24 protein-coding genes are annotated in these 21,743 nt (G+C 50.3%); 21 read left to right on the top strand and 3 right to left on the bottom strand.

Annotated elements, in window-relative coordinates; translation table 11 throughout:
• The first annotated feature begins 4 nt into the window (after positions 1-4).
• Positions 5-820: a hydroxymethylpyrimidine/phosphomethylpyrimidine kinase gene (locus NFX39_RS00290; RefSeq protein ID WP_252441938.1), complete on the top strand. Its 816-nt coding sequence runs from the start codon at positions 5-7 to the stop codon at positions 818-820.
• Between the two features lie 52 nt (positions 821-872).
• Here NFX39_RS00290 and NFX39_RS00285 read toward each other — a convergent pair whose 3' ends face one another.
• Both NFX39_RS00285 and NFX39_RS00280 read right to left on the bottom strand, forming a co-directional pair.
• Positions 873-1,658: a glucose-1-dehydrogenase gene (locus NFX39_RS00285; RefSeq protein WP_252441936.1), complete on the bottom strand. Its 786-nt coding sequence runs from the start codon at positions 1,656-1,658 to the stop codon at positions 873-875.
• A gap of 77 nt (positions 1,659-1,735) precedes the next feature.
• Entirely contained in the window at positions 1,736-2,284 is a 549-nt protein-coding gene (locus NFX39_RS00280) for a helix-turn-helix domain-containing protein (RefSeq protein ID WP_252441933.1), read from the bottom strand.
• A 176-nt stretch (positions 2,285-2,460) separates the two neighbouring features.
• On the opposite strand from NFX39_RS00280, the gene NFX39_RS00275 reads away from it, so the two are divergent.
• From NFX39_RS00275 to pepT, 13 genes are all read left to right on the top strand, one after another.
• Positions 2,461-3,723, top strand: coding sequence for a tetratricopeptide repeat protein (locus NFX39_RS00275; RefSeq protein ID WP_252441930.1), 1,263 nt, complete (start codon positions 2,461-2,463; stop codon positions 3,721-3,723).
• 182 nt (positions 3,724-3,905) lie between these two features.
• Positions 3,906-5,108 carry a CCA tRNA nucleotidyltransferase gene (locus NFX39_RS00270; protein WP_252441928.1) on the top strand — a complete coding sequence of 401 codons (1,203 nt, stop codon included), beginning with the start codon at positions 3,906-3,908 and terminating at the stop codon, positions 5,106-5,108.
• On the top strand, positions 5,109-5,633 hold the full coding sequence (locus tag NFX39_RS00265) for a dihydrofolate reductase (RefSeq protein ID WP_252441926.1): 525 nt from the start codon (positions 5,109-5,111) through the stop codon (positions 5,631-5,633).
• Complete coding sequence (locus NFX39_RS00260; RefSeq protein ID WP_252441924.1) at positions 5,620-6,474, top strand: DegV family protein; 855 nt, start codon at positions 5,620-5,622, stop codon at positions 6,472-6,474. Before NFX39_RS00265 ends, NFX39_RS00260 begins: the two co-directional genes overlap by 14 nt.
• Positions 6,475-6,486: 12 nt before the next feature.
• The gene (locus NFX39_RS00255) at positions 6,487-7,062 is read left to right on the top strand and encodes a YpmS family protein (protein WP_252441922.1); all 576 of its coding nucleotides are present in this window, start codon (positions 6,487-6,489) and stop codon (positions 7,060-7,062) included.
• On the top strand, positions 7,052-7,279 hold the full coding sequence (locus tag NFX39_RS00250; protein ID WP_252441920.1) for a YozE family protein: 228 nt from the start codon (positions 7,052-7,054) through the stop codon (positions 7,277-7,279). The genes NFX39_RS00255 and NFX39_RS00250 overlap by 11 nt, the downstream gene beginning before the upstream one ends.
• Positions 7,280-7,295: 16 nt before the next feature.
• Entirely contained in the window at positions 7,296-8,144 is an 849-nt protein-coding gene (gene ylqF, locus NFX39_RS00245; protein ID WP_252441918.1) for a ribosome biogenesis GTPase YlqF, read from the top strand.
• Positions 8,137-8,907: a ribonuclease HII gene (locus NFX39_RS00240; protein ID WP_252441916.1), complete on the top strand. Its 771-nt coding sequence runs from the start codon at positions 8,137-8,139 to the stop codon at positions 8,905-8,907. The genes ylqF and NFX39_RS00240 overlap by 8 nt, the downstream gene beginning before the upstream one ends.
• 111 nt (positions 8,908-9,018) lie before the next feature.
• Positions 9,019-9,240, top strand: a complete 222-nt coding sequence (locus NFX39_RS00235) for an AbrB/MazE/SpoVT family DNA-binding domain-containing protein (protein WP_252441915.1) — start codon at positions 9,019-9,021, stop codon at positions 9,238-9,240.
• A 2-nt stretch (positions 9,241-9,242) separates the two neighbouring features.
• On the top strand, positions 9,243-9,632 hold the full coding sequence (locus tag NFX39_RS00230; RefSeq protein WP_252441913.1) for a type II toxin-antitoxin system PemK/MazF family toxin: 390 nt from the start codon (positions 9,243-9,245) through the stop codon (positions 9,630-9,632).
• 69 nt (positions 9,633-9,701) lie between these two features.
• The gene (locus NFX39_RS00225; RefSeq protein ID WP_252441911.1) at positions 9,702-10,394 is read left to right on the top strand and encodes a tRNA (adenine(22)-N(1))-methyltransferase; all 693 of its coding nucleotides are present in this window, start codon (positions 9,702-9,704) and stop codon (positions 10,392-10,394) included.
• Entirely contained in the window at positions 10,387-11,178 is a 792-nt protein-coding gene (locus NFX39_RS00220; protein ID WP_252441906.1) for a Nif3-like dinuclear metal center hexameric protein, read from the top strand. The genes NFX39_RS00225 and NFX39_RS00220 overlap by 8 nt, the downstream gene beginning before the upstream one ends.
• A gap of 49 nt (positions 11,179-11,227) precedes the next feature.
• Positions 11,228-12,469: a peptidase T gene (pepT, locus tag NFX39_RS00215; protein ID WP_252441901.1), complete on the top strand. Its 1,242-nt coding sequence runs from the start codon at positions 11,228-11,230 to the stop codon at positions 12,467-12,469.
• A 111-nt stretch (positions 12,470-12,580) separates the two neighbouring features.
• Here pepT and NFX39_RS00210 read toward each other — a convergent pair whose 3' ends face one another.
• Complete coding sequence (locus tag NFX39_RS00210; RefSeq protein WP_252441900.1) at positions 12,581-12,766, bottom strand: YjzD family protein; 186 nt, start codon at positions 12,764-12,766, stop codon at positions 12,581-12,583.
• A gap of 192 nt (positions 12,767-12,958) precedes the next feature.
• Here NFX39_RS00210 and NFX39_RS00205 point away from each other — a divergent pair, with 192 nt between their 5' ends.
• The 7 genes from NFX39_RS00205 to recO all read left to right on the top strand — a co-directional run bounded on the left by NFX39_RS00205 (position 12,959) and on the right by recO (position 21,740).
• Complete coding sequence (locus NFX39_RS00205; RefSeq protein ID WP_252441899.1) at positions 12,959-16,402, top strand: DNA polymerase III subunit alpha; 3,444 nt, start codon at positions 12,959-12,961, stop codon at positions 16,400-16,402.
• 94 nt (positions 16,403-16,496) lie between these two features.
• A complete protein-coding gene (gene pyk / locus NFX39_RS00200) occupies positions 16,497-17,876 on the top strand; it encodes a pyruvate kinase (RefSeq protein ID WP_252441898.1) in 1,380 nt (459 codons plus the stop codon).
• 93 nt (positions 17,877-17,969) lie between these two features.
• Entirely contained in the window at positions 17,970-18,971 is a 1,002-nt protein-coding gene (locus tag NFX39_RS00195; protein ID WP_252441897.1) for a PhoH family protein, read from the top strand.
• Positions 18,971-19,453: an rRNA maturation RNase YbeY gene (ybeY, locus tag NFX39_RS00190; RefSeq protein ID WP_252441896.1), complete on the top strand. Its 483-nt coding sequence runs from the start codon at positions 18,971-18,973 to the stop codon at positions 19,451-19,453. Before NFX39_RS00195 ends, ybeY begins: the two co-directional genes overlap by 1 nt.
• On the top strand, positions 19,431-19,961 hold the full coding sequence (locus tag NFX39_RS00185) for a diacylglycerol kinase family protein (RefSeq protein ID WP_252441885.1): 531 nt from the start codon (positions 19,431-19,433) through the stop codon (positions 19,959-19,961). Before ybeY ends, NFX39_RS00185 begins: the two co-directional genes overlap by 23 nt.
• Before the next feature lie 3 nt (positions 19,962-19,964).
• On the top strand, positions 19,965-20,876 hold the full coding sequence (gene era, locus NFX39_RS00180; protein WP_252441883.1) for a GTPase Era: 912 nt from the start codon (positions 19,965-19,967) through the stop codon (positions 20,874-20,876).
• 78 nt (positions 20,877-20,954) lie between these two features.
• Entirely contained in the window at positions 20,955-21,740 is a 786-nt protein-coding gene (gene recO / locus NFX39_RS00175) for a DNA repair protein RecO (protein WP_252441881.1), read from the top strand.
• Positions 21,741-21,743: the final 3 nt, after the last annotated feature.

Raw genomic sequence — 21,743 nt, 5'->3', positions numbered from 1 at the left:
TACAATGGTTAAAAAGATATTGACCATCGCTGGTTCCGATTCGCTTGCAGGCGGAGGACTCCAGACAGATTTAGCAACATTTACCACGATGGGGATGGCGGGCTTTGCCGTTATTTCCTCCATTGTTTCCATCAAAAAAGACGGGGTTCAAATTGATCCTGTCCCAATCGAGACTTTTCAGGCTCAACTCGACAGCCTTGACCAAGTGGAACGCTTTTCTGCCATTAAGATCGGCTTGCTACGTTCCGTCGAGCAGATTGAGGCGGTCGCCGACTTCTTAAAAGACTACTTCGGCCCCGTTGTGGTCGACCCCGTGATGTCCTTTAAGGAGGGCGAAACGGAATTGAGCCGTGATGTCATTAAGGCCTACCGGGAAAAACTCTTGCCAGTTGCCTCCGTTGCCACGCCGAACCTAAACGAAGCCATGCTCCTCTTGGATGATGAGGACCGAACAGCACCAAAGAGTCGAAACGGCGCCTTGACCTTGGCGGCAGACCTTAGCCACCTGGTACGTTGTGCTATCTACTTGAAGGCTGGTGAAGGGATTCTTGAGGGGCAGTACACGGACGTCTTGATTGATGAAAGCAACCACGGCGTTGTGTTGCACTACGATGCTTTAAACGATGCTTACAACCACGGTTCTGGTTGTGTACTTGCCGCTTCCATGGCTGGGTTCTTAGCCGACAACTTAGATTTGAACGAAGCATCCCGGGCCGCCGCGGACTTTACCCGCCAAGCCCTCGTTCATTCCTATTCGTTGAACCGAGACGAAGAGGAAGGAAACGCCTTTCCAAATTGGCGCACACTAAAATGGGTATAAAAAAAGACGGACAGTTTTGACTGTCCGTCTTTTTGTTTGCTTGAATTGATGATTAGCCCTTACCATCCTTGAAGGCGGGGTAGAGCTTCATACCACCGTCGACGTAGAGCGTGTCACCGGTGACGTACTTCGATTGATTGGATGCCAGCCAGACCGCAGCGTTCGCCACGTCTTCCGGATCACCAATCTTAGCCATTGGAATCATGTCCTGTGTGGCCTTGTATTGTTCTGGGTCCGCAAACTTTTCGGCGTTGATTGGCGTGTTAATCGCACCTGGGGCGATGTTGTTCACCCGAATACCTTGAGGGGCGTATTCCATGGCGAGTGTCTCGGTAAAGAGCTTAACGCCACCCTTGGCCGTCGCGTAGGATGCAAAGGTTGGCCATGGGATTTGCTGATGGACGGAGGACATGTTGATGATGACACCTTGTTGCTTCTTAGGTAGCCAGTAGTTCAAGGCTTCCTTTGCGCCAAGGAAGACACCGGTCAAGTTGATGTCCAAGACCTTCTTCCAATCTTCCAGGCTCACTTCGTGGGTCTTCGACTTCAATTCCATCCCCGCGTTATTCACCCAGATGTCCATGCCACCGAAGTTTTGGTCCGCCGCTTCTAGGAGGGCCTTCACGCCTTCCTCTTTTGAAACGTCGGCTTGAACCGCCACGGCGTCACCACCGTTTTCCTTAATGGCGTTCACCGCTTTATCGGCGCCTGCTTTGTCAGAGTGGTAGTTGATGACCACCTTCATTTGTTCTTGGGCAAAGCGGAGGGCGATGCTTTGTCCGATTCCCTTGGAACCGCCGGTGATAACGGCGACTTTTCCAGTCAAATCCGTGTACATAAAAAACCTCCTTTATGCAAAAATCCCATTCACAAGTCCACTTTAGGACAAGGTGAATGGGATTGCAAATGGTGGCCTTAGCCTTGCTTTCGGTATTGAACAGCCGTCATACCAACTTGTTGCTTGAAGACCGTGTTGAAGTAGGAGAGGTTTGGGATACCAACCTTTAATCCAATGACGGCAACACCTTCGTTTGTTTCCTTCAAGCGCTTCTTTGCATGGTACATGCGAAGGCGAACGAGGTAAGCCTGTGGGCTTTCTTCTGTTGCGGACATGAAGGCGCGGTGCAAGACACCGCTTGAAACCTCAAATTCCTCGGCGATTGATTCAAGGGTCAATCGCTTTTGGTAGTTGTGTGCCAAGTATACTTTCACGTCGTAGACGAGCTTCTCTTTATCGGTTAAATCACCGAAGGGGTGACATTCAGGGCAGGGGATGAAGCCTTCGAATAAAGCTTCATCGGTCGTCTTGAAGATTTCAACCTCTTCTGGAACACAACTCTGTTCTTTTGGACAGGAAGGGCAGCAGACCCGGTGGTCGTCTAAAATCCCGTAGATGAACTCACCGTCGTAAGAAGCGTCTTTTTCGTGGATGGCTTGCCAACGTTTTTTAGTAAGTGAGTACATCGCTTGTCCTTTCTAAAAAATCTAAAATTTTGGTTTAAAGAAAAATGCCAATAAATTTATTCTAGCACGAATTGGTCTATTGCGAAATTGAAATTATGACCAGCTTTATTTTGTGCTTTTGAAGAGTGCTTAGTATAATAGAGTATTGATAAAACAGAGTTTGGAAAGGTGTTTTCATGACGAATTACGCAGAAGAAATGTTAGCCGCTTTGCGGCTCGGCCAGGTTGAAAAGGCCAAGGCCGCCTTTGTTTCCTCTTTGAAAGAAGATGACGACGACATGGTTTTCTCATTGGCAGAAGATCTTTACGCCATGGGTTTTGTGGATGAATCCAAAACCGCTTATAAGCACCTCTTAGAAAAGTACCCGGACGAAGACCAGTTGAAGTCCGCCTTGGCTGAAATGGCTATCGAAGAAGATAAGCTGGAAGAAGCACAGGATTACCTGGCACAAATCAGTCCGGATTCCGAAGCCTACTTACAAGCTTTGATGGTGAAGGCCGACCTCTACCAACAAGAAGGGTTGAATGAATCCGCTGAGTTGTCATTAAAGAAGGCACGTGAACTCGCCCCTGAAGAACCAATCGTGGCCTTTGCGCTCGGTGAGTTCTACTTCTCAACGGGGGAGTACAACAAGGCCATTGCCTTGTACCGTGGCCTCTTGTTACAGGGTCAACGACACATCGCTCAAGTTGATTTGGCTGCCCGCATCGGTACGGCCTACGCCGCGGTCGGAAACGTTGATAACGCCATTGCTTACCTTGAACAGATTAAGCCCGTTGACTTAACCATCGACACGAAATTCCAGTTGGCCTTTTTGTACCAAGAACAAGGGGATGTCGACAAGGCCATCGAGTTGTACGAAGACATCTTGGACCAAGACCCACACTACACATCGGTCTATCCATTACTTGGACAAAGCCAAGAAAAGAAGCAGGAACAAAAGCAAGCCCTTCAAACTTACCAAGCGGGTATTTCATACGATCAAACGAATCCATTATTGTTCCGTTTGGCCGCCGACTTGGCCTTCCGAATGCAAGAAGACGATCTCGCAAAGGAATACTTCGAGAAGTCACTCTCACTTGACGACATGGACATCACGACCATCCTGTCCTTTGCGGACTTCCACTTGGCCTTGCACGACATGGACGCCGTGGTTGCTTTGATTAAGCAGGCCAAGGACAAGGACCTTGTTGATCCAAAGTTCAACTGGGACCTTGGTCGTGCCTACCACGCCTTGGAAGACGACGAAAAAGCTAAGGAGTTCTTCGAAGCCGCCAAGGTCGACTACCCACAAAACATCGAGTTCCTACAAGACCTCGCCGACTTCTACCACGAAACCGGTGCGGTGAAGGATGAAAAGGCAACCTTGGAGAAGGTGGTCGCGTTGAACCCCGATGACTTCGACCTTGCGGAACGTCTCGCTGACCTAGAATTCTAAGCGTTCGCGTTCGAACTTGGAATGAGACGTGCAACTTGGTCGTTGGACACGTCGTTTTGAAATGGGGCATCACGTTTTAAGGCAGCCTTCGGGCTGCCGTTTTTTCATGACCAGCAGCGTGCATTTGACTAGAATTCTTGCTAAGATAAGAGGTAGTGTAATTTCCAACATGAGGTGACCAAATGCACTTTGATCAAGTACCGAGTGAATTAGAGGCTGCAAAGCCCATCCTAGAAAAAATCAACGATGCCGGTTTCGAGGCTTATTTTGTCGGCGGATGCGTTCGGGACATGATCTTAGGCCAGGCCATCCATGACGTCGACATCGCTTCGTCCGCCTACCCCAAGGAGATTAAAGAAATCTTCCAAAAGACGGTCGACACCGGCATTCAGCACGGAACCGTCATGGTCTTAGACCACGGTGAAGGCTACGAAATCACGACCTTCCGTACGGAATCCACCTACACGGACTTCCGTCGTCCCGATTCCGTGACTTTTGTTCGTTCTTTGTCCGAAGACCTGAAGCGCCGTGACTTCACCATCAACGCCTTTGCCCTCGCGGCAAACGGGGATGTCATTGACCACTTTGACGGCCTCACCGATTTGAAGCACAAGCAAATCAAGGCCGTTGGTGTCGCCCACGAGCGCTTTACTGAAGACGCGCTCCGCATGATGCGTGCCTTGCGCTTCGCTTCCAAGCTCGGCTTCAGCATTGAAGAGAAGACGCGGGACGCCCTGAAGGACCTCGCACCGAACTTGGAGAAGATCGCCATTGAACGTATCCAGGTGGAGTTCGAAAAGCTTCTGATGGGACAGGCGGCCGGGGATGGCTTGCGCGACCTCGTCGACGTCGATTTGCTCAGTCACATGCCGGGTGAAGCGGGAATGATGAGTGCCGAGCACGTCTTGCACTTGGCTAAACACCTCGATAAGAAACAGCCAAAGACACTACCTGTTTGCTGGCTTTTGTACCTCGGCACCGCTGGCTTATCAGCCGACGAACTCCAAAAGGAGCTTCATAGCTACAAGCTTTCCCGTGAAATTATGGGAACGGTGACCCGTCTGGCACCGATCGTACAAGCACCTGAAAAGGCAACGGTCTGGGACCTGTACCGGGTAAACGACCTGTCAGATGCACTGGTCGAAGCCCTCGCCATCCTCGAGGTAGACGAAGCAGTGCGAACGCGAGTACGAGAAACCCTTTCAAGCCTGGCCATCCGTTCACCACGCGAGCTCGCCTTGAACGGGGGACAGTTAATCAAAGAGGGCCTGGCCACGCCAGGGCCCGCTTTGGGCAATCTCTTAAAACAAATTGAACACGCTGTTGTTCTAAATGAATTAGACAACGATGCAGAGGCGATTCGCGCCTTTACAAAGGAGGCCTAAATGAAGACAGTTCGAATGGTCTGGGCTGAAGACGACAAGTACGCCATCGGTAAAGACGGCACACTACCTTGGCGCCTGCCAAAGGACTTGGCCCACTTTAAAAAAGAGACCATCAATTCTACAATGGTAATGGGACGTGCTACATGGGAATCCATCGGGCGCCCCTTACCAAAACGGAAGATGGTCGTTTTGAGCACCCAGCTCGACTTCGACCCCGGTTATGAAGAGGTGACGGTTGTGCACTCCCTCCGTGAGTTGCAAAACCTCATCGACGCGGAGTTAACGTCCGAACGCTTGGTCACCGTGGCCGGAGGGGCAACCCTCTACAAGTCCCTGATGCCAATCGCAACGGAACTGTCCATCACAAAGGTCGCCGGTGACTTTGACGGGGATACCTTTGTCGAGCCAGTCGACAACGCGTCTTTCGAACTCGTTTCCTCTCAAAAAGACGAGGACAACGGGCAAGCCATTGAATTCTTATTGTATAAACGAAAGCCATTAGGAGGCAGTCATGACGAAGGTTAAAATTGTTACCGATTCTGGTGCAAAGTTCACGAAGGAAGAGTTGGAAAAGTACGACATTAAGATCGTGCCCCTCACTGTTCAAATCGATGACACAATCTACCAGGACGGTGTGACGATTACACCAGAAGAGTTCTTGGACAAGATGGAAAAGAGCCAGAACTTACCACAAACTTCTCAACCATCCATCGGTGTGTTCCAAGAAACATACGAAGAATGCTTGAAGGAAGACCCTGAAATGGACATCTTGTCCATGCACATCTCATCCGGTTTGTCTGGAACGGTGAACGCCGCCCGCCAAGCTGGTGCTTTGGTCAAGGGGAACGTGGAAACGTTTGACACTCGCCAAGCCGATCAAGCCGAAGCCTTTGTGGTCCTTGCGGCTGCTCGGGTTGCGGCCGAGGGTGGTAGCTTAGAAGAAGTTATCGCCGCAGCTGAAGATGCCCGTTCAAAGACGCACATCTACTTGTCATTCCGTTCACTCGACAACATGGTTGCCGGTGGTCGTTTGTCTAAGACACAGGGGCTCATTGGTAACGTCTTGAATATCAAGGTCGGAGCCAAGGTCGACGACGAAGGAAAGGTCGACGTCGTCGTGAAGGGCCGCGGAATGAAGACCATCAAGGCCTTCAACCAAAAGGTCGTTGACGAGATGAAGACCAAGAAAAAGATGCTTTCAATCGGTGTGACCCACACGGGTATCCCCGAAGAAGCACAAGCCATGGCCGATGAACTAAACACCATCTGGCCTGATGTAAACATCGAAGTGATGGTCGCCTCACCATTGATTGCGACGCACACGGGGATGGGTTGCTTGGCTATTTTGTTTGAAGCAGAAGATTAAAAAGAGGCTGTCATGAAGAAACGTCGTTCGATTTGGTTTTTCTTATTTTGGTTATTAATTGTCGCTATCCTGGCTGGTGGTGCCTACACGGCCTACTTGGCCATGGTGCCAACGCGCACGAGCTTTGTCTCACAGCCTAAGCAAAACGAAACAACCGTTGACTTGTCACTGAACCGTGACCAATTGAACGCCTTAGCCAAGACGTACTTAAACGAACAGTCAAACGGTCAATTCGACTTCAAGGTGAACCAAGACAACGTGACGGCTTCTGGTACGGTTAAGATTTACGGCCAAAAGCTGGACACGAAGTTGACGATGTTGCCTAAGGTTGCCGAAGGCGGCAACGTCATCATGGACGTGCAAAAGGTTGAACTCGGGAAGCTCGACTTGCCAGTCAACGTGGCCTTGGGTTACGTGAAGGAAATGTATTCTGGTCCAAAGGGCGTTCAAGTCCAACCGGACCAAAAGCAAATCGCTTTGGATTTGACGCAGTTAACCAAGAAGAATTCTTGGTCAATTCGCGCTTCAGAATTGAACTTACAAGACAACAAATTTAACTTTACCGGAGTAATGAAGAATGCCCAGTAAATCACGGAGCTTTTACGGTTGGCTCATGACCAACCGCAATGCAGTTGCCGCAACTGAAATCCAACAATTCGCCAACAACGCCTTTTTGGACCCCGCTTTTCCAAAGCAGTCCATGGATTTTGACGAACTGTCCGAATACTTAGAGACATCAGCATCCTACCTGATGTCCATGACGATTTTTGATGAAGCCTGGGCCGAGTACCAGGCTTCTCGTTAGTTAGAAAGGAATTTCGATGGGAAAGAATATTCAATGGTATCCAGGCCACATGGCCAAGGCTTTCCGCTTGATGCGTGAAAACCTTTCCCTGGTCGATATTGTGTTTGAATTGGTAGACGCCCGTTTGCCACTTTCATCAAGAAATCCCGAAGTGGATAAGCTGATTGGTGATAAACCACGTCTGCTTGTTTTGACCAAGGCGGACTTGGCGGATCCTAAAGAAACCACGGCTTGGAAGAACTACTTTGAAAAGCAGGGCCTCCACGTGGCTGTTTTGGACACGCGTGGACCTAAGACCGCGCAGGTCATGTCAAAGAAGGCCAAGGATATCTTGGCGGATAAAATTGCCGCCCAAGAAGAGAAGGGGATTCACGACCGTCCCATCCGCGTGATGTTGGCCGGAATTCCAAACGTCGGGAAGTCCACTTTGCTGAACCACTTGGTGCAAAAGAACGTGGCCATCACGGCTAACAAGCCTGGTGTCACGAAGAAGGTCGCCTGGTTAAAGACGTCAACTGGTCTTGAAATTTTGGACTCACCAGGTGTCCTCTGGCCAAAGTTTGAAGACCCAAAGACTGGTCAGCGATTGGCTTTGACCGGTGCCATCAAGGACACCATCTTTGCCACTGATGACGCGGCTTTAGCTTTGTTGGCCTTTTACCGTGGTTATAACCCACAGGCCGTTGTCGACCGCTACCACTTAGCTGACGACGCCTTTGACACCATGACCGACGTCGAGGTGCTCTTGGAAATCACTTCGAAGCTCGGCTTTAAGGATGACTACGACAAGGCAGCCGTCAGGATGCTAAACGACCTCCGCTCAGGTAAACTGGGCCGCTACACCCTGGATCACGAACATGACTGAGACGATTGCGGCGATTAAGGCTGCTTTAAAAGAAGAGAACGTTACCGAATCAACTTTGGCCGCTTGGCGTTTAGACGAGCGAGCCGGCGTAAAGACCGCGCTTGCGAGCTACGACAAGCGCCTGGAGAAGAAGGCCAAATTGAAGGCTGACTTCATGACCCGCTTTAGCTTCGAGTCTGAATTGTGGGAGCAGGGTTTTCAGGCGATAGCCGGCATTGATGAAGTTGGTAGGGGACCGCTTGCGGGGCCCGTTGTCGCGGCAGCGGTGATTTTACCAGCCGACTTCGACGTCTACGGTGTCATCGACTCCAAGCAGCTTTCCGAAAAAGTCCGAGACGACCTCGTTTCGAAAATCAAGGAACAGGCCATTGACTACGGCATCGGAATCGTTGACGCCGCTCGCATCGACGAAATCAATATCTACCAGGCCAGTCGTGAAGCCATGAAGCAGGCAGTTTTGGCCATGGACGTGCCCGCTGATTACATGCTCGTCGACGCCATGAACGTTGACCTGCCCATCCAGCAGCAGTCTCTCATCAAGGGTGACGCCCGCTCTAATTCCATCGGTGCGGCTTCCATCCTTGCCAAGGTGACCCGTGATTCGTTGATGAAGGCCTATGACAAGGAATACCCTGGTTACGGCTTTTCACAAAACGATGGTTACGGCACCAAGGCGCACATGGAAGGGTTGGCGAAGTTGGGGCCATGTCCCATCCACCGCAGAACTTTTGCGCCAGTTAAAAAGTTACTTGAAAATGATTAAAATGAAGGCCGGAAACGGCTTTTTTTGTTGCCTAAATGTTAGTTAGGACAGGGCTATAGGGGATTGGCTGGGGGTGACCGTATAATAAAAGAAAAAACAGGAGGATTTGAAATGACGGTTACAACTTTACGTGAACACGGTGATTCCTATACCTTAACGTTGCCAGAAGAACTCAATCTCACAGCGGGTAGTCAGTATGTTGTCTTCGAAGAGGGGGACGGAACGCTGATTTTGTCGCCAAGGGTCCCTTTTAAGTTTGCGGACTCAGCTCCAGGAAGCGAATACGAAGGGGAAGACCCAATTTCCTTTTTCGAATCCGAAATTGGAGAATAGTCATGTACCGGCCGAAGCAGGGAAATCTTATCTGGGTAGACTTTGACCCTGCACTAGGAATTGAAATTAAAAAGCGTCGTCCTGCACTTGTGATTTCAACGAATTACTACCATGGCGTCACGAAAATGGCCATTCTCCTTCCGATAACCAGTCAGTTACGAAATTGGAAGGCACGATTCGATTTGAAGGGCTATCAAGTGATTGGTCAGATTAATACCAGTCAAATTTATTCCTTTGATCTGAGCAAAAGACATCCGGTTTACATTCAAACTTTGAAGAAAAATGAATTCTACCAGGTGATTCAGATGGTGCAGCAAAACGTCGACAGTACGCTCATCGATAAAAAAGCCCTTAGGGCTTTTTTTATTTCCCTTGATTGGATTGCCGAATAGGTTTTGAACCCGTATAATTAGAGTAATCTAATAATTCGTTTACAACCTTTTGATTTTAAGGAGTCTTTCATGTCCCAAATTAAGCTCACACCACGATTAGAAGCCGTCGCCAACCTGGTGGATGACCAAGCCAAGATGGCTGACATCGGTTCCGACCACGCCTACTTGGCGACCTATTTGGTCGAACAAAAGAAGAGTCCGGAAGCCATCGTCGGTGAAGTGGCGAAGGGACCGCTCGAAAACGCCAAGAGCACGGTTCGTGCACAAGGGCTGAGCAGCCGAATCGACTGTCGTTTGGCCGATGGCTTGGCCGCGTTGAGCAAGGACGACAACGTGCATTCTGTCGTGATTGCCGGGATGGGTGGTTTGCTCATCAAAAAGATTTTAGACGCGAAGAAGGAATTGGGGACTTTCCCGCAGTTGGTCTTGCAACCGAATACGGATCAGGACGCCTTGCGCGCCTGGTTGGTTGAAAACGGTTATGCCATTCAGCACGAGGAAATGGTGGCCGAAGGCCGTCACCGCTATGAAATCATCGTGGCTCGTCCAGGCGAGCAAACGTTGTCACGGGCGGATTTGACTTTTGGCCCAATCTTACGCAAAAAACAGGGACCAATTTTCAAGGCAAAGTGGCAGCACGAACGCGACCGCTACGCCCAGGTCGTCGACCGCTTGGAACAGAGCGGCCAGACGGCCTTACCTAAGTATCAGGAAGTCAAAGAATGGATTGAAGCCATTGATTCGGAGGTTTTCCATGGTTAAAGCACAGGATTTAGTAGACAAAATTGAAGCTTTTGCCCCTAAGGCATTGGCTGAAAAGGGCGATCCAACCGGTTTGCAGATTGGTGACCCAAAGCAGGAAATCAAGAAGGTGATGACCGCCTTGGACGTGCGGCCTGAAATAGTGCAAGAAGCCATTGAAAACGACGTGGACTTCATCTGGGCCCACCACGAGCCACTGTTCTTCCCAGCGAAGAACTTGGACTTGTCGGACCCGCAGAACAAGATGTACGCGGATCTGATTAAGCATGACATCGTCGTTTACTCCTCGCACACGAACTTGGATTCGGCAAAGGGCGGCTTGAACGACATGCTCTGTGCGGCCTTTGACATCGAAGATGCGAAGCCGTTGATGGTCGATGAAAACGACGCCGAAGCAGGCCTTGGTCGCATCGGACACTTGAAGGAGCCGGTAAAGCTGTCGAACTACGCCAAGCAGGTGAAGGCGATCTGCGGAGTTGATCAGCTACGCTTGATTGCCAAGCATCCGGATATGGTCATTAAAACCGTCGCCGTCTTGGGCGGCGACGGTGGCAAATTCTGGCGGCGTGCCCAGTCGCTCGGGGCCGACCTCTACATCACCGCCGATGTTTACTACCACGTGGGACACGACATCCTCGCGTCCGATTTTGCCGTGCTCGACCCCGACCATCACATGGAGGCGCTGGCCAAAAAACCAATGCAGCACCTTGTTGAACAATGGTTCGGCGATGGCGTGACCGCCATCTCAAGCCAAGTTAACACGGATCCCTATACCTATCTCTAAGCAGTTTGCTTAAGTAAACCAGCCATCGTTGAGGCAAAAGGAGGCCATTATGTCAGAAAAGTACCCTAAGCTCATCACACGTTTCTTGCGCGACGTGAAGATTAATACCCGTTCGAACGAAGAATCAAAAACGATTCCTTCTGACCCAAAGGAAGTCGCCTTCTTGAAGAATTTGGCTGCTGAGTTGCAAGAGATGGGGGTTTCCGACGTACAAACCATGAAGGACGGCTACGTCTTCGCCAAGCTCTCGGCAAACGGCGTGGACAACGCACCAACCGTCGGCTTCATCTCCCACGTGGACACGGCTGACTTTAACAGCGAGAACGTGAACCCGCAGGAAGTGAAAAACTACGACGGCCAATCCATTATCGAATTGGGTGATTCCGGTTTCTCCTTGGATCCGAAGGTCTTCCCAAACTTGCACAACTACAAGGGACACGACCTGATTACGACTGACGGAACGACTTTGCTCGGTGCCGATGACAAGGCGGGAGTCGCTGAAATTTTGGCGCTCATCGATTATTTGATTGAGCACCCGGAAGTGAAGCACGGACCTTTGGCCTTTGGGTTTGGACCCGACGAAGAAATTGGACGCGGTGCCGACAACTTCGACGTGAAAGCCTTTGGTGCGGACTTCGCCTACACGGTTGATGGGGGACCGCTCGGTGAACTCGAGTGGGAGACCTTCAACGCTGCTGGTGCCAAGATTGACATCAAGGGACAAAACGTCCACCCAGGAACAGCTAAGGACACGATGGTCAACGCTTTGCAGGTGGCCATCGATTTGCACAACGCCTTGCCAGACAACGAACGCCCCGAAAAGACGGAGGGGCGTGAAGGCTTCTACCACCTCTGCGATTTGACGGGAACGCCGGATGAAGCCAAGATGGCTTACATCATTCGTGACCATGATAAGGAAGCGTTTGAAGCCAAGAAGGCGAAGTTGCAAGCTATCGCTGATGAGCTGAACAAGGGCTTTGGTCAAGAACGTGTCTCAGTACACTTACAAGACCAGTACCACAACATGGGCGACATATTGAAGGATAAGCAAGAGATTGTTGCCATGGCCGAACGTGCCATGAAGAAGCAAAACATCGAACCGGTCGTTGAGCCAGTCCGTGGTGGAACGGACGGATCAAAGATCACCTTCCTTGGTTTGCCAACGCCAAACCTCTTTGCGGGTGGCGAAAACATGCACGGACGTTTCGAATTTGTTTCCAAGCAGGTCATGGAACAGGTAACGGACGTTCTGCTTGAAATCGTTCAAGAAGCGAGTGAGATGACGAAGTAATCAAACGTGTCGAGACTGGCGGAGAAAAGCGTTTCGAGGCCGTTTCGATAAGACATGATGTATTAAAAAAAACGCACCCAAGATTGGGTGCGTTTTTGTTTTTATATAAGATTACTTAGCAGCTTCTGTCTTATCCTTTGACAAGGCTGGCACGACGATCAATGCGGCTTCACCAACAATGATTGTGACCAAAGCAGAAAGGGCTGGGTTGAATGCAACAGAGGTCATTTGACCGACCAAGTAGCCAATCAAAAGTCCAAAAAGGGCCGACCAGAGTGCGGTTACGATATAGCGCATTTTTTCACCACCTTTTTTATTTACTGACAATCTTACGCTTTCTCGTAGAATATTCAAGGAATAAAGCAGACTTTTTCTAAACAAAGTTTGAACGTCTCGATGGGACCCGTAAAGAAATCCTCTAATTTCTACCTAATGAGAACAAATTTTCGATATAATGCTTGTAGCAAGAAAGATTCTTTGGAGGCATCTATGTACGCACCCTTACAAGTGAAAAGTGGCTATTCCTTACTCCAAAGCCCAAGCAGCATCGAGCAAATCGTTTCCACGGCCAAGGCGCGCGGCTACCAGGCCGTTTCCATCGCCGAACAAAACGTGCTCTATTCCTTGGTTGACTTCTACAAGGAAGCCAAGAAAAAAGACATCAAGCCCATCTTTTCCCTTCAGTTACAGGTGAACGGTTTAATCAACCTCGCCACGCCTTTCTCCGTTTTACTGACGGCCATTAACCAAGAAGGGTACCAAAACCTGGTGCAACTCTCATCCAAGAAGATGACCTTAGATGACGAGCCGATGACCTTTGCCATGCTAAGGGGTCACCTGGACGGCATCGCGCTCACGCTGACAGCCGAATCCGAACTCGGGCAGCTCATTTCCTCGTCGGATGCCTCGGCCAACAACTACCTGGACCTCTTGTACAAGCAGGTCGACGCCATCGACAAGCTCTATATCGGATTCAACCCGGACCTTTCTTTCGTCCAACAGAAGTCCTTGTCAGCCTACGCCAAGGAACACGACTTACCACTTTTGGCCTGGGACCGCGTGGACTACATGGACCCAGACGACGCTTTCACGGCTAAGGTGCTCCGCTCCATTAACGCCGGGACAACCTTGACCGACGGCTTGGGACGCATGGCCCACGAAAAAGGGAACCTTTACTTAAAGGACGAAGCCGAACTCCGTGCCGCTTACAACCAGAGTGCTGAACTCAAGCAGGCCTACGACAACAACGTTGCTTTGATGGACAAGGTGCAGGTCGAGCTTGCCTTCAAGAAGCCCGCACTGCCTGTCTTCCAACAGGATTCCGGCCTTGATTCAGCGACCTACCTAACGAACCTGGCGCAAGCCGGTTTGAAACGCCGGCTTCAGATGGAAGGGGTGCAGGACGCAAGTAACTACCTGGCGCAATTGCAACGGGAGTTGAAGGTTATCATTGACCTGGGCTTCTCGGATTACTTCCTCATTGTTTGGGACATTTTGAAGTTCGCCCGTGACCACCACGTGCAAACGGGGGCGGGTCGTGGATCAGCAGCCGGCTCTTTGGTGGCCTACTGCCTGGGTATCACTAACGTGGACCCCATCAAGGAAGGACTGCTCTTCGAACGGTTCTTGAACTCGGACCGAGCTCAGATGCCCGATATCGATATCGATTGGCCCGACGACCGTCGTGACGAACTCCTGGCCTACCTGCACGATAAGTACGGACAGGCGGACTTTGCCCAAATCATCACCTTCGGAACGTTGGCGGCCAAGCAGGTGCTTCGTGACGTTGGTCGTGTGTTTGGCTTGGATGCCAAGGAGCAAAAGAAGCTCACCGACTGCATTCCAGCAGGGAAGAACGGTCGAAAGGTCAGCCTGGCTCAAACGCTGGAAGACCCAAAGAACCGTTTGGAAGTTGCCTTGTCCAAGTTGGACTTCGGTGACTTGCTACTGAAGACCGCTAAAAAGATTGAAAACCTTCCCCGTAACTACTCGACCCACGCGGCCGGTGTGGTGTTGTCCGATCAGCCACTGGTTAACACGCTGCCCGTTCAACGTGGAAACGATGGCTATTTGATGACCCAGCTGCCAAAGGGACCCGTCGAAGAACTCGGACTATTAAAAATCGATGTGCTGGGGCTGACGACCCTAAAGATTCTCGCTAAGGGAATCGAGTTGGCGCGTCCGGTCCTCGGCAGTGATTTTGACATCAAAAAGATTTCCTTGAACGACGAGAAGACGCTCGGACTGTTTGCTGCCGGGCAGACGAACGGGGTGTTCCAGTTTGAATCGGCGGGGATGCAGCGGATGTTGCAGCGCTTGAAGCTGGACAACTTCTCACTCATCGTAGCCTCAACAGCCCTCTACCGTCCGGGTCCAAGTCAGCACATTGAAACCTTTATCAAGCGCCGGCTTGGACAGGAACCCGTTCCGAAGTCCGACCCCATCGTGGATCAGATTCTGGCGGAAACCTACGGCATCCTGGTCTACCAGGAACAGGTTATGAAGGTCGCCGAAGCCTACGCCGGCTTCTCGCTGGCCCAGGCCGACTCACTCCGTTCTGCCATGGCGAAGAAGAAAATGAAGCAGATGGAAGAGTCAAAGGTCGCCTTTATCAAGGGTGGAGTGGCAAACGGTCACTCCAAGGAAGAAGCCACGCAGCTCTTTGCCTACATCGATCAGTTTGCCAACTACGGATTCAACAAGTCCCACGCCGTTGCCTACGCAACGTTGTCCTACAGTCTGGCTTATTTGAAGGCGCACGCACCGCTTGCCTTCTACACGGCCTTGTTAAACGCCAACCAGGGTGTAGCCAAGGCTCAGGGCTATCTGTCTGAAGCTAAGCGCCGCCAGGTGAAGGTCCTTGGACCAGACATCAACCGCTCTGCTGCAGAATGGTCCATTCAAGATGACAGCCTGCTCATGGGTCTGTCCAACATCTCAGGACTTTCCACGCCCTTTATCAAGGACTTCCTGGAAGTTCGCGAGCAGGTTGGTCCCTTTAAGACGATTCAGGAACTGCTTCTGGCGTTGCCTGAAAAGTGGCGCCGTGAAAAGGAGTTGGCGCTTCTTGTGTACGCCGGTGCGCTCGACCGCTTTGGCTACAATCGTCGCGAGCTGATTGAAAACATTCCGGACATGCTGACGGCCGCCGCCTTCGGTGACCAGGTGTTGAAGGAAACCAAAGTGAAGAAGGTCGCTGATTTCGGCCTCGTCGAACGTCTCCAAAAGGAAAAGGACGTCCTCGGCTTCAACCTCTCCGGACACCCAACAGAAGCCTTCCAGTCCGACTACGACCAAAACAAGGTGCAGCCAATCGCCGCCTTGAAGGAAAATCAGCAGACGGCCATCTACGGATTGGTGAAGCAGGTGAAGGTCATCAAGACAAAGAAGGGGGACCAAATGGCCTTCCTCTCTGTTTCCGACATGACCGGCTCCCTCGACGTCACGGTCTTTCCAAAACTTTTCGAGCGCTTAGCCGACCAGTTGAAGGTTGGCGCGGTCTTCTTGCTGAAGGGAAAGACAGAGTACCGTCAGGGGCTCTCGCTGATCGCCAACTCACTTTCGAGGGTCAACCCAAACGAGGGGAACAAGCAACGCGAGCAGGATGCTCTGGTTGGTAATTCCGCTGGTTTTAAGGAATCACAGGGGCAAGAAACGGTGGCAAAGTCCAAAACGACTCAGCCTGAAGCGACCGCCACCGGAACCTGGTTCCTCCGCTTGAACAAGAGCGAAGACGACGAGCAAGAAAAGAAACAACTCTGGCAAATCATGCAACGCTACCCTGGAAAAAATCCCGTTACTTTATATTGGCCAAATGAGAAAATTCGGAAGAATCTTCCAAAACAGTATGGCCTTGCGGATTCTAAAGAAGTTTTTCAGGCATTATCCGACTTTTTGAGCGAAAAAAACGTCGTTTTTAAAGAAAAACACTAAATTCTATCTTGTGAACTGGTTATAGAGTGTATTACAATGTTTGTAGGAAGTTGTGTGTCGCAACTCACCAAGATCTCAAAGGAGCAATTTACCCATGAAAAAGACGAAAATCGTCTCAACACTTGGTCCCTCATCATCTGATGTCGAAACCATTGTGAAGTTAATCGAAGCTGGTGCGAATGTTTTCCGTTTCAACTTCTCCCACGGTGATCACGAAGAACAGTTAGGCCGTATGAAGAACGTTGCCGAAGCTGAACGAATCACTGGTAAGATTGTTGGTCGTTTGCTTGATACGAAGGGTGCGGAAATCCGTACTACGAAGCAAGCTGACGGTAAGATCAAGTACGCTACTGGTGATGTATTCCGTATCTCAATGGATGCATCATTGGAAGGTACGCACGACAAGATCGCTGTTACTTACCCAGGATTGTTCGACGACGTGAAGGTTGGCGGACAAGTGCTCTTTGATGATGGTTTGCTTGCAACGACTGTCATGGAAAAGGACGAAGCCAACAAGGAATTGGTTGTTAAGGCCGAAAACCACGGTTTGCTCGGTTCACGTAAGGGTGTTAACGCACCTGGTGTTTCAATCAACTTGCCAGGTATCACTGAAAAGGATGCTGATGACATCCGCTTCGGTCTTGACCACGAAATTAACTACATCGCGGCTTCATTTGTTCGTAAGCCTGAAGATGTTTTGGACATCCGTGCCTTGTTGAAGGAAAAGAACATGGAACACGTTCAAATCATCCCTAAGATCGAATCACAAGAAGGTATCGATAACTTGGATGCTGTCTTGGACGTATCTGATGGTTTGATGATTCCTCGTGGAGACATGGGAGTTGAAATCCCAGCCGAAAACGTTCCTTTGATTCAAAAGGAAATGATCGTCAACATGAACAAGCGTGGATTGCCAGTTATCACTGCCACTCAAATGCTTGACTCAATGGAAGACAACCCACGTCCTACGCGTGCCGAAGCAGCCGACGTTGCTAACGCCGTATTCGACGGAACTGACGCAACGATGTTGTCAGGTGAATCAGCTAACGGTGAATACCCAGTTGAAGCCGTTACGATGATGGCAAAGTTGGATGAAAAGGCAGAAACTGCCTTGCCACTTTACGCTCGTCACAAGGAAACGTTCTACCACAACGACGCAATCGAATCAGTTGCTTCAGCAGCTGCTCGTTTGGCTGACTCAGTTGCCGCTAAGGCCGTTGTTGTTGCTACGGAGTCTGGTTACGAAGCACGCATGGTTTCAAAGCACCGTCCAAACGCTCCAATTATCGCCTTGAACGATAACGACCGCGTATTGCACGGATTGACTTTGAACAACGGTGTTGTTCCAGTTAAGTCTGCTTCAGCAGACGAAGCTGCTGCTAAGTCAGCTGCTAAGGACCAAGGTTTGGCCCAAGCTGGTGACAAGATCGTTATGGTTTCAGCTGATCACGAAGTATCAGTTGTTGCCCTCTAATTTAAGTCATTTAGACTGAAAAGTCCGACATTGTCGGGCTTTTTTTGTGTTAGAATTAAGGAAGTTAAATACTTTAATTGAGGGATTCCATTCTTGACAACGCAAGCTGAAAAAATCTTTACTTTTCAAAACATGGAGCAGCAAACGAAATTGACCGGTCCAAAGGATCAGCTTCTCATGCTGATTGAAGAAGGCCTGTCCGTTAAGCTGCACGTACGTGGCTCCCAAGTCACGATTAACGGAGAAGACGAGGCACCTTCCAAGGCTTATAAGGTCTTGGAGGTCTTGTCCGAATTAGTTAAAAAGCAAATCACGGTTGGTCCGGCCGATGTGGTTTCCGCTACGACAATGGCGGAAAAGGGGACGATTTCTTATTTCTTGGACCTCTACCAGGGTTCCATTATCAAGGATAAGAAAGGGCGTTCCGTTCGCGTCAAAAACTACGGGCAACGCCAGTACGTCTCAGCCATCAACCACAATGACTTAACCTTTGGAATTGGTGCTGCTGGAACTGGGAAGACCTTTTTGGCCGTTGCCATGGCCGTCGCCGCTCTGAAGAAGGGGGAGGTCGAGCGAATAATCATCGCCCGTCCTGCCGTTGAAGCCGGTGAGTCGCTTGGGTTCTTGCCTGGTGACTTAAAGGAAAAGGTCGACCCATACATGCGTCCGATTTACGACGCCATGAACACCTTGATTGGTGCCGACCACGTCGAACGGCTCATCGACCGGGGCGTCCTCGAAATCGCGCCTTTGGCCTACATGCGTGGACGAACACTGGATGACGCCTTCATCATTGTCGATGAAGCGCAAAACACCACGAACGCGCAAATGAAAATGGTCTTGACCCGTCTTGGCTTTCAGTCCAAGATGGTGGTAAACGGGGATCCATCCCAAATCGATTTACCAAAGGGCGTTAAGTCAGGATTGATTGCCGCTCAAAAGATTTTAAAGGACGTGAACCGAGTGGGCTTTGTCCGCTTTGATTCAGCTGACGTCGTCCGCCACCCAGTTGTCGGACAAATCGTCACGGCCTACGAAGAAGCCGACCAGAAGCTGGCCGAATTAAAACAAGCACGTGAAGAAGGACGAGCATAATGGATTTAGCTTTAATTGATCAAACCAAAGACGGTGTGACACAGTTCCACCAAGATTTGGTAACCTACGTCTTGGACTATGCCGGTAAGTACATTGACTTGCCAGACAACACGGAAATGTCCGTGACCTTTATGAACAACGATGCCATTCAGGCTTATAACCGCGATTACCGTGGTAAGGATAAGCCAACGGACGTTATCTCATTTGCCATTGAAGAAGATGGCGATGATAGCCCGGTTCTGGCTGACCCCGACATGGATGCCGAAATCGCCAAGAACATTGGTGACATCCTCGTGTCGGTCGATATTATCGAATCCCAAGCGGAATACTTGGGCCACTCCTTTGAGCGCGAGCTTGGGTTCTTAGTCGTGCATGGTTTCTTGCACTTGAACGGCTACGACCACATGCTTGGCGACAAAGAAGAAAAAGAAATGTTTGATTTGCAAAGGAAGATCTTAGATGACTATGGACTCCGACGTTAAAGTACCAGTGCAAAAAGACGAACTGGCGACTTACCAAGACGAAGTAAGCTCAACGCTTGGTCGTGAGCAACAAGCCCACCAAGACAAACACCAAATCACCCGTAATCGGAATTTCTTCCGTTCGATGTTTAACGCGTTGAAGGGAATCTTCCTGGTACTCGTTCGGGAACGCAACATGCGCTTCCATGTCGGCTTTGCCATTTTCGTTTTGGCAGCAGGACTTTACTTGGGCTTGAACCGTTCAGAATGGCTCTGGGTCGTGATTGCCGTCTTCTTGGCTGTCTATGGCGAGTTCATGAACACCGTCGTGGAAGCCGTGATTGACCTCATGGTCGACAAGCGCTACCACCCGCTGGCTGGACTCGTAAAGGACGTTTCAGCCGGAATGGTTTTGGTATCAGTGTTTGCTGAAATGATTATCTTGTTCTTGATCTTCCAGCCACACCTTTGGCACTTTTTCGGAATCGAAACGGATTTCTCTCGTTTCATTTACCAACTGAAAGGATAAATTATGACAAAAGAAGGATTTAAGTCCGGTTTCGTGGCGATCATTGGTCGCCCAAACGTCGGAAAGTCAACCTTGTTGAACCGTATCGTTGGTGAGAAGATTGCCATCATGTCTAACAAGGCCCAGACCACTCGTAACAAGATTCAAGGAATCTATACGACGGATGATGCGCAGGTTGTCTTCATCGACACGCCTGGTGTCCACAAACCCCAAAACTCTTTGGGGGACTACATGGTGAAGTCTGCTTTCTCTGCTTTGCACGAAGCTGACGCCATCTGGTTTGTGATTGACGCGGACAAGAAGCGAGGTGCCGGTGACAACTACATCATCGACCGTTTGAAGGACGTCAAGAACACGCCAATTTACCTCTTGATTAACAAAGTGGACTTACTTAAAAAAGAAGACCTCTTCGAAGTCATCAACACTTACCAAGAAGATGCGCCGGAATGGACGGAAATCTTCCCAATTTCAGCTCGCGAAGGGGACAACGTTCCCGAACTCTTGGACACGGTGGTTGATACCTTGGACGAAGGTCCTCAGTACTTCGACGCCGACCAGTTGACGGACCACCCCGAACGATTCGTTATCGCTGAATTGATTCGTGAAAAGGTCTTGCAGTTGACGCAACAGGAAGTGCCGCACTCCGTCGCCGTTGTCATCGACAAGATTGAAACGGGTGACGATGACATTGTGCACATCCAGGCGTCAATCGTCGTTGAACGTCCAACGCAAAAGAACATCGTCATTGGTAAGCAGGGAAAGATGATCAAGCAAATCGGTACGCGTGCCCGTAAGGACATCGAGCGTTTGCTTGGTTCCCGTGTCTTCCTGGAAACCTGGGTGAAGGTGGAAGAACGCTGGCGTGATCGTCCGCAAGCCCTCCAATCATTGGGATACCGCAAGGACGACTTCTAAAAGAATGCAAGAAGGACGGCTAAGAACACTTTAGCCGTTTTTTCGTACATAGAGATTAAAAGAGAAGGGAGGTTGCCCATGGCTTTAATTGAAGGACTGGTTTTGAGCACAACGGCTTATCGTGATAACGATTTGCTCGTCAAAGTGTTTACCAAAGACGAAGGAATTATCACCGTCATGGCCCGCGGGGTGAAAAAGTCCAAGTCGGCCATGCGCCCGATTGGGCAACCCTATACCTGGGTGGTGCTTGACGGAATCTATCCAAAGAACAAGCAGGGCCTTGGCTTTGCCAACTCCGTTCAGGAAAGCAAGATCTACCGACACGTGGTCGAAGACCTGACGACAGCCGCCTACGCCGCCTTGATTGCCAAGTTGGTGACCGTTGCCTTTGAAGAGCACGTGAAGCAGCCGGAATGGTATCAAAAACTCTTGGCCGCCTTTGAGCAGTTGAACGCGCAAAAGGATCCACAGGTGGTGACGAACATCATCGAGCTGCAGCTGTTGCCAATCTTCGGTGTGGCCCCTAATTGGCAGGCGGACCCCATGACGGGCGCGGTCGAAGGTGACTTTGACTACTCCGATAAGTACAACGGGATTATTGAAAAGTCCCACTTTGACATGGATGACCACCGCCTGCACTTGGACCAGAAGACCGTTTACTACCTGCGTCTCTTTTCGACCATCGATCTGTCGAAGTTGGGGTCCGTGACGCTGTCCACCGTGACGAAGCGAGGAATTCAGCGAGTGGTCGATTATTTGTACGACCGGCAAGTTGGTTTTCAACCAAAAGAGAAGCGTTTTATTCAAAAGATGGCCGCCTTCGAAGGGCAGCTTACCATCAAACCGAGAAAGAGAGAGGATTAGCTC

The sequence above is a fragment of the Fructobacillus apis genome (assembly GCF_023893635.1).
Classification (GTDB): Bacteria; Bacillota; Bacilli; order Lactobacillales; family Lactobacillaceae; genus Fructobacillus; species Fructobacillus apis.
Note: the sequence above shows the minus strand (reverse complement) of the source record. Positions and strands in the feature narration are given on the sequence as shown.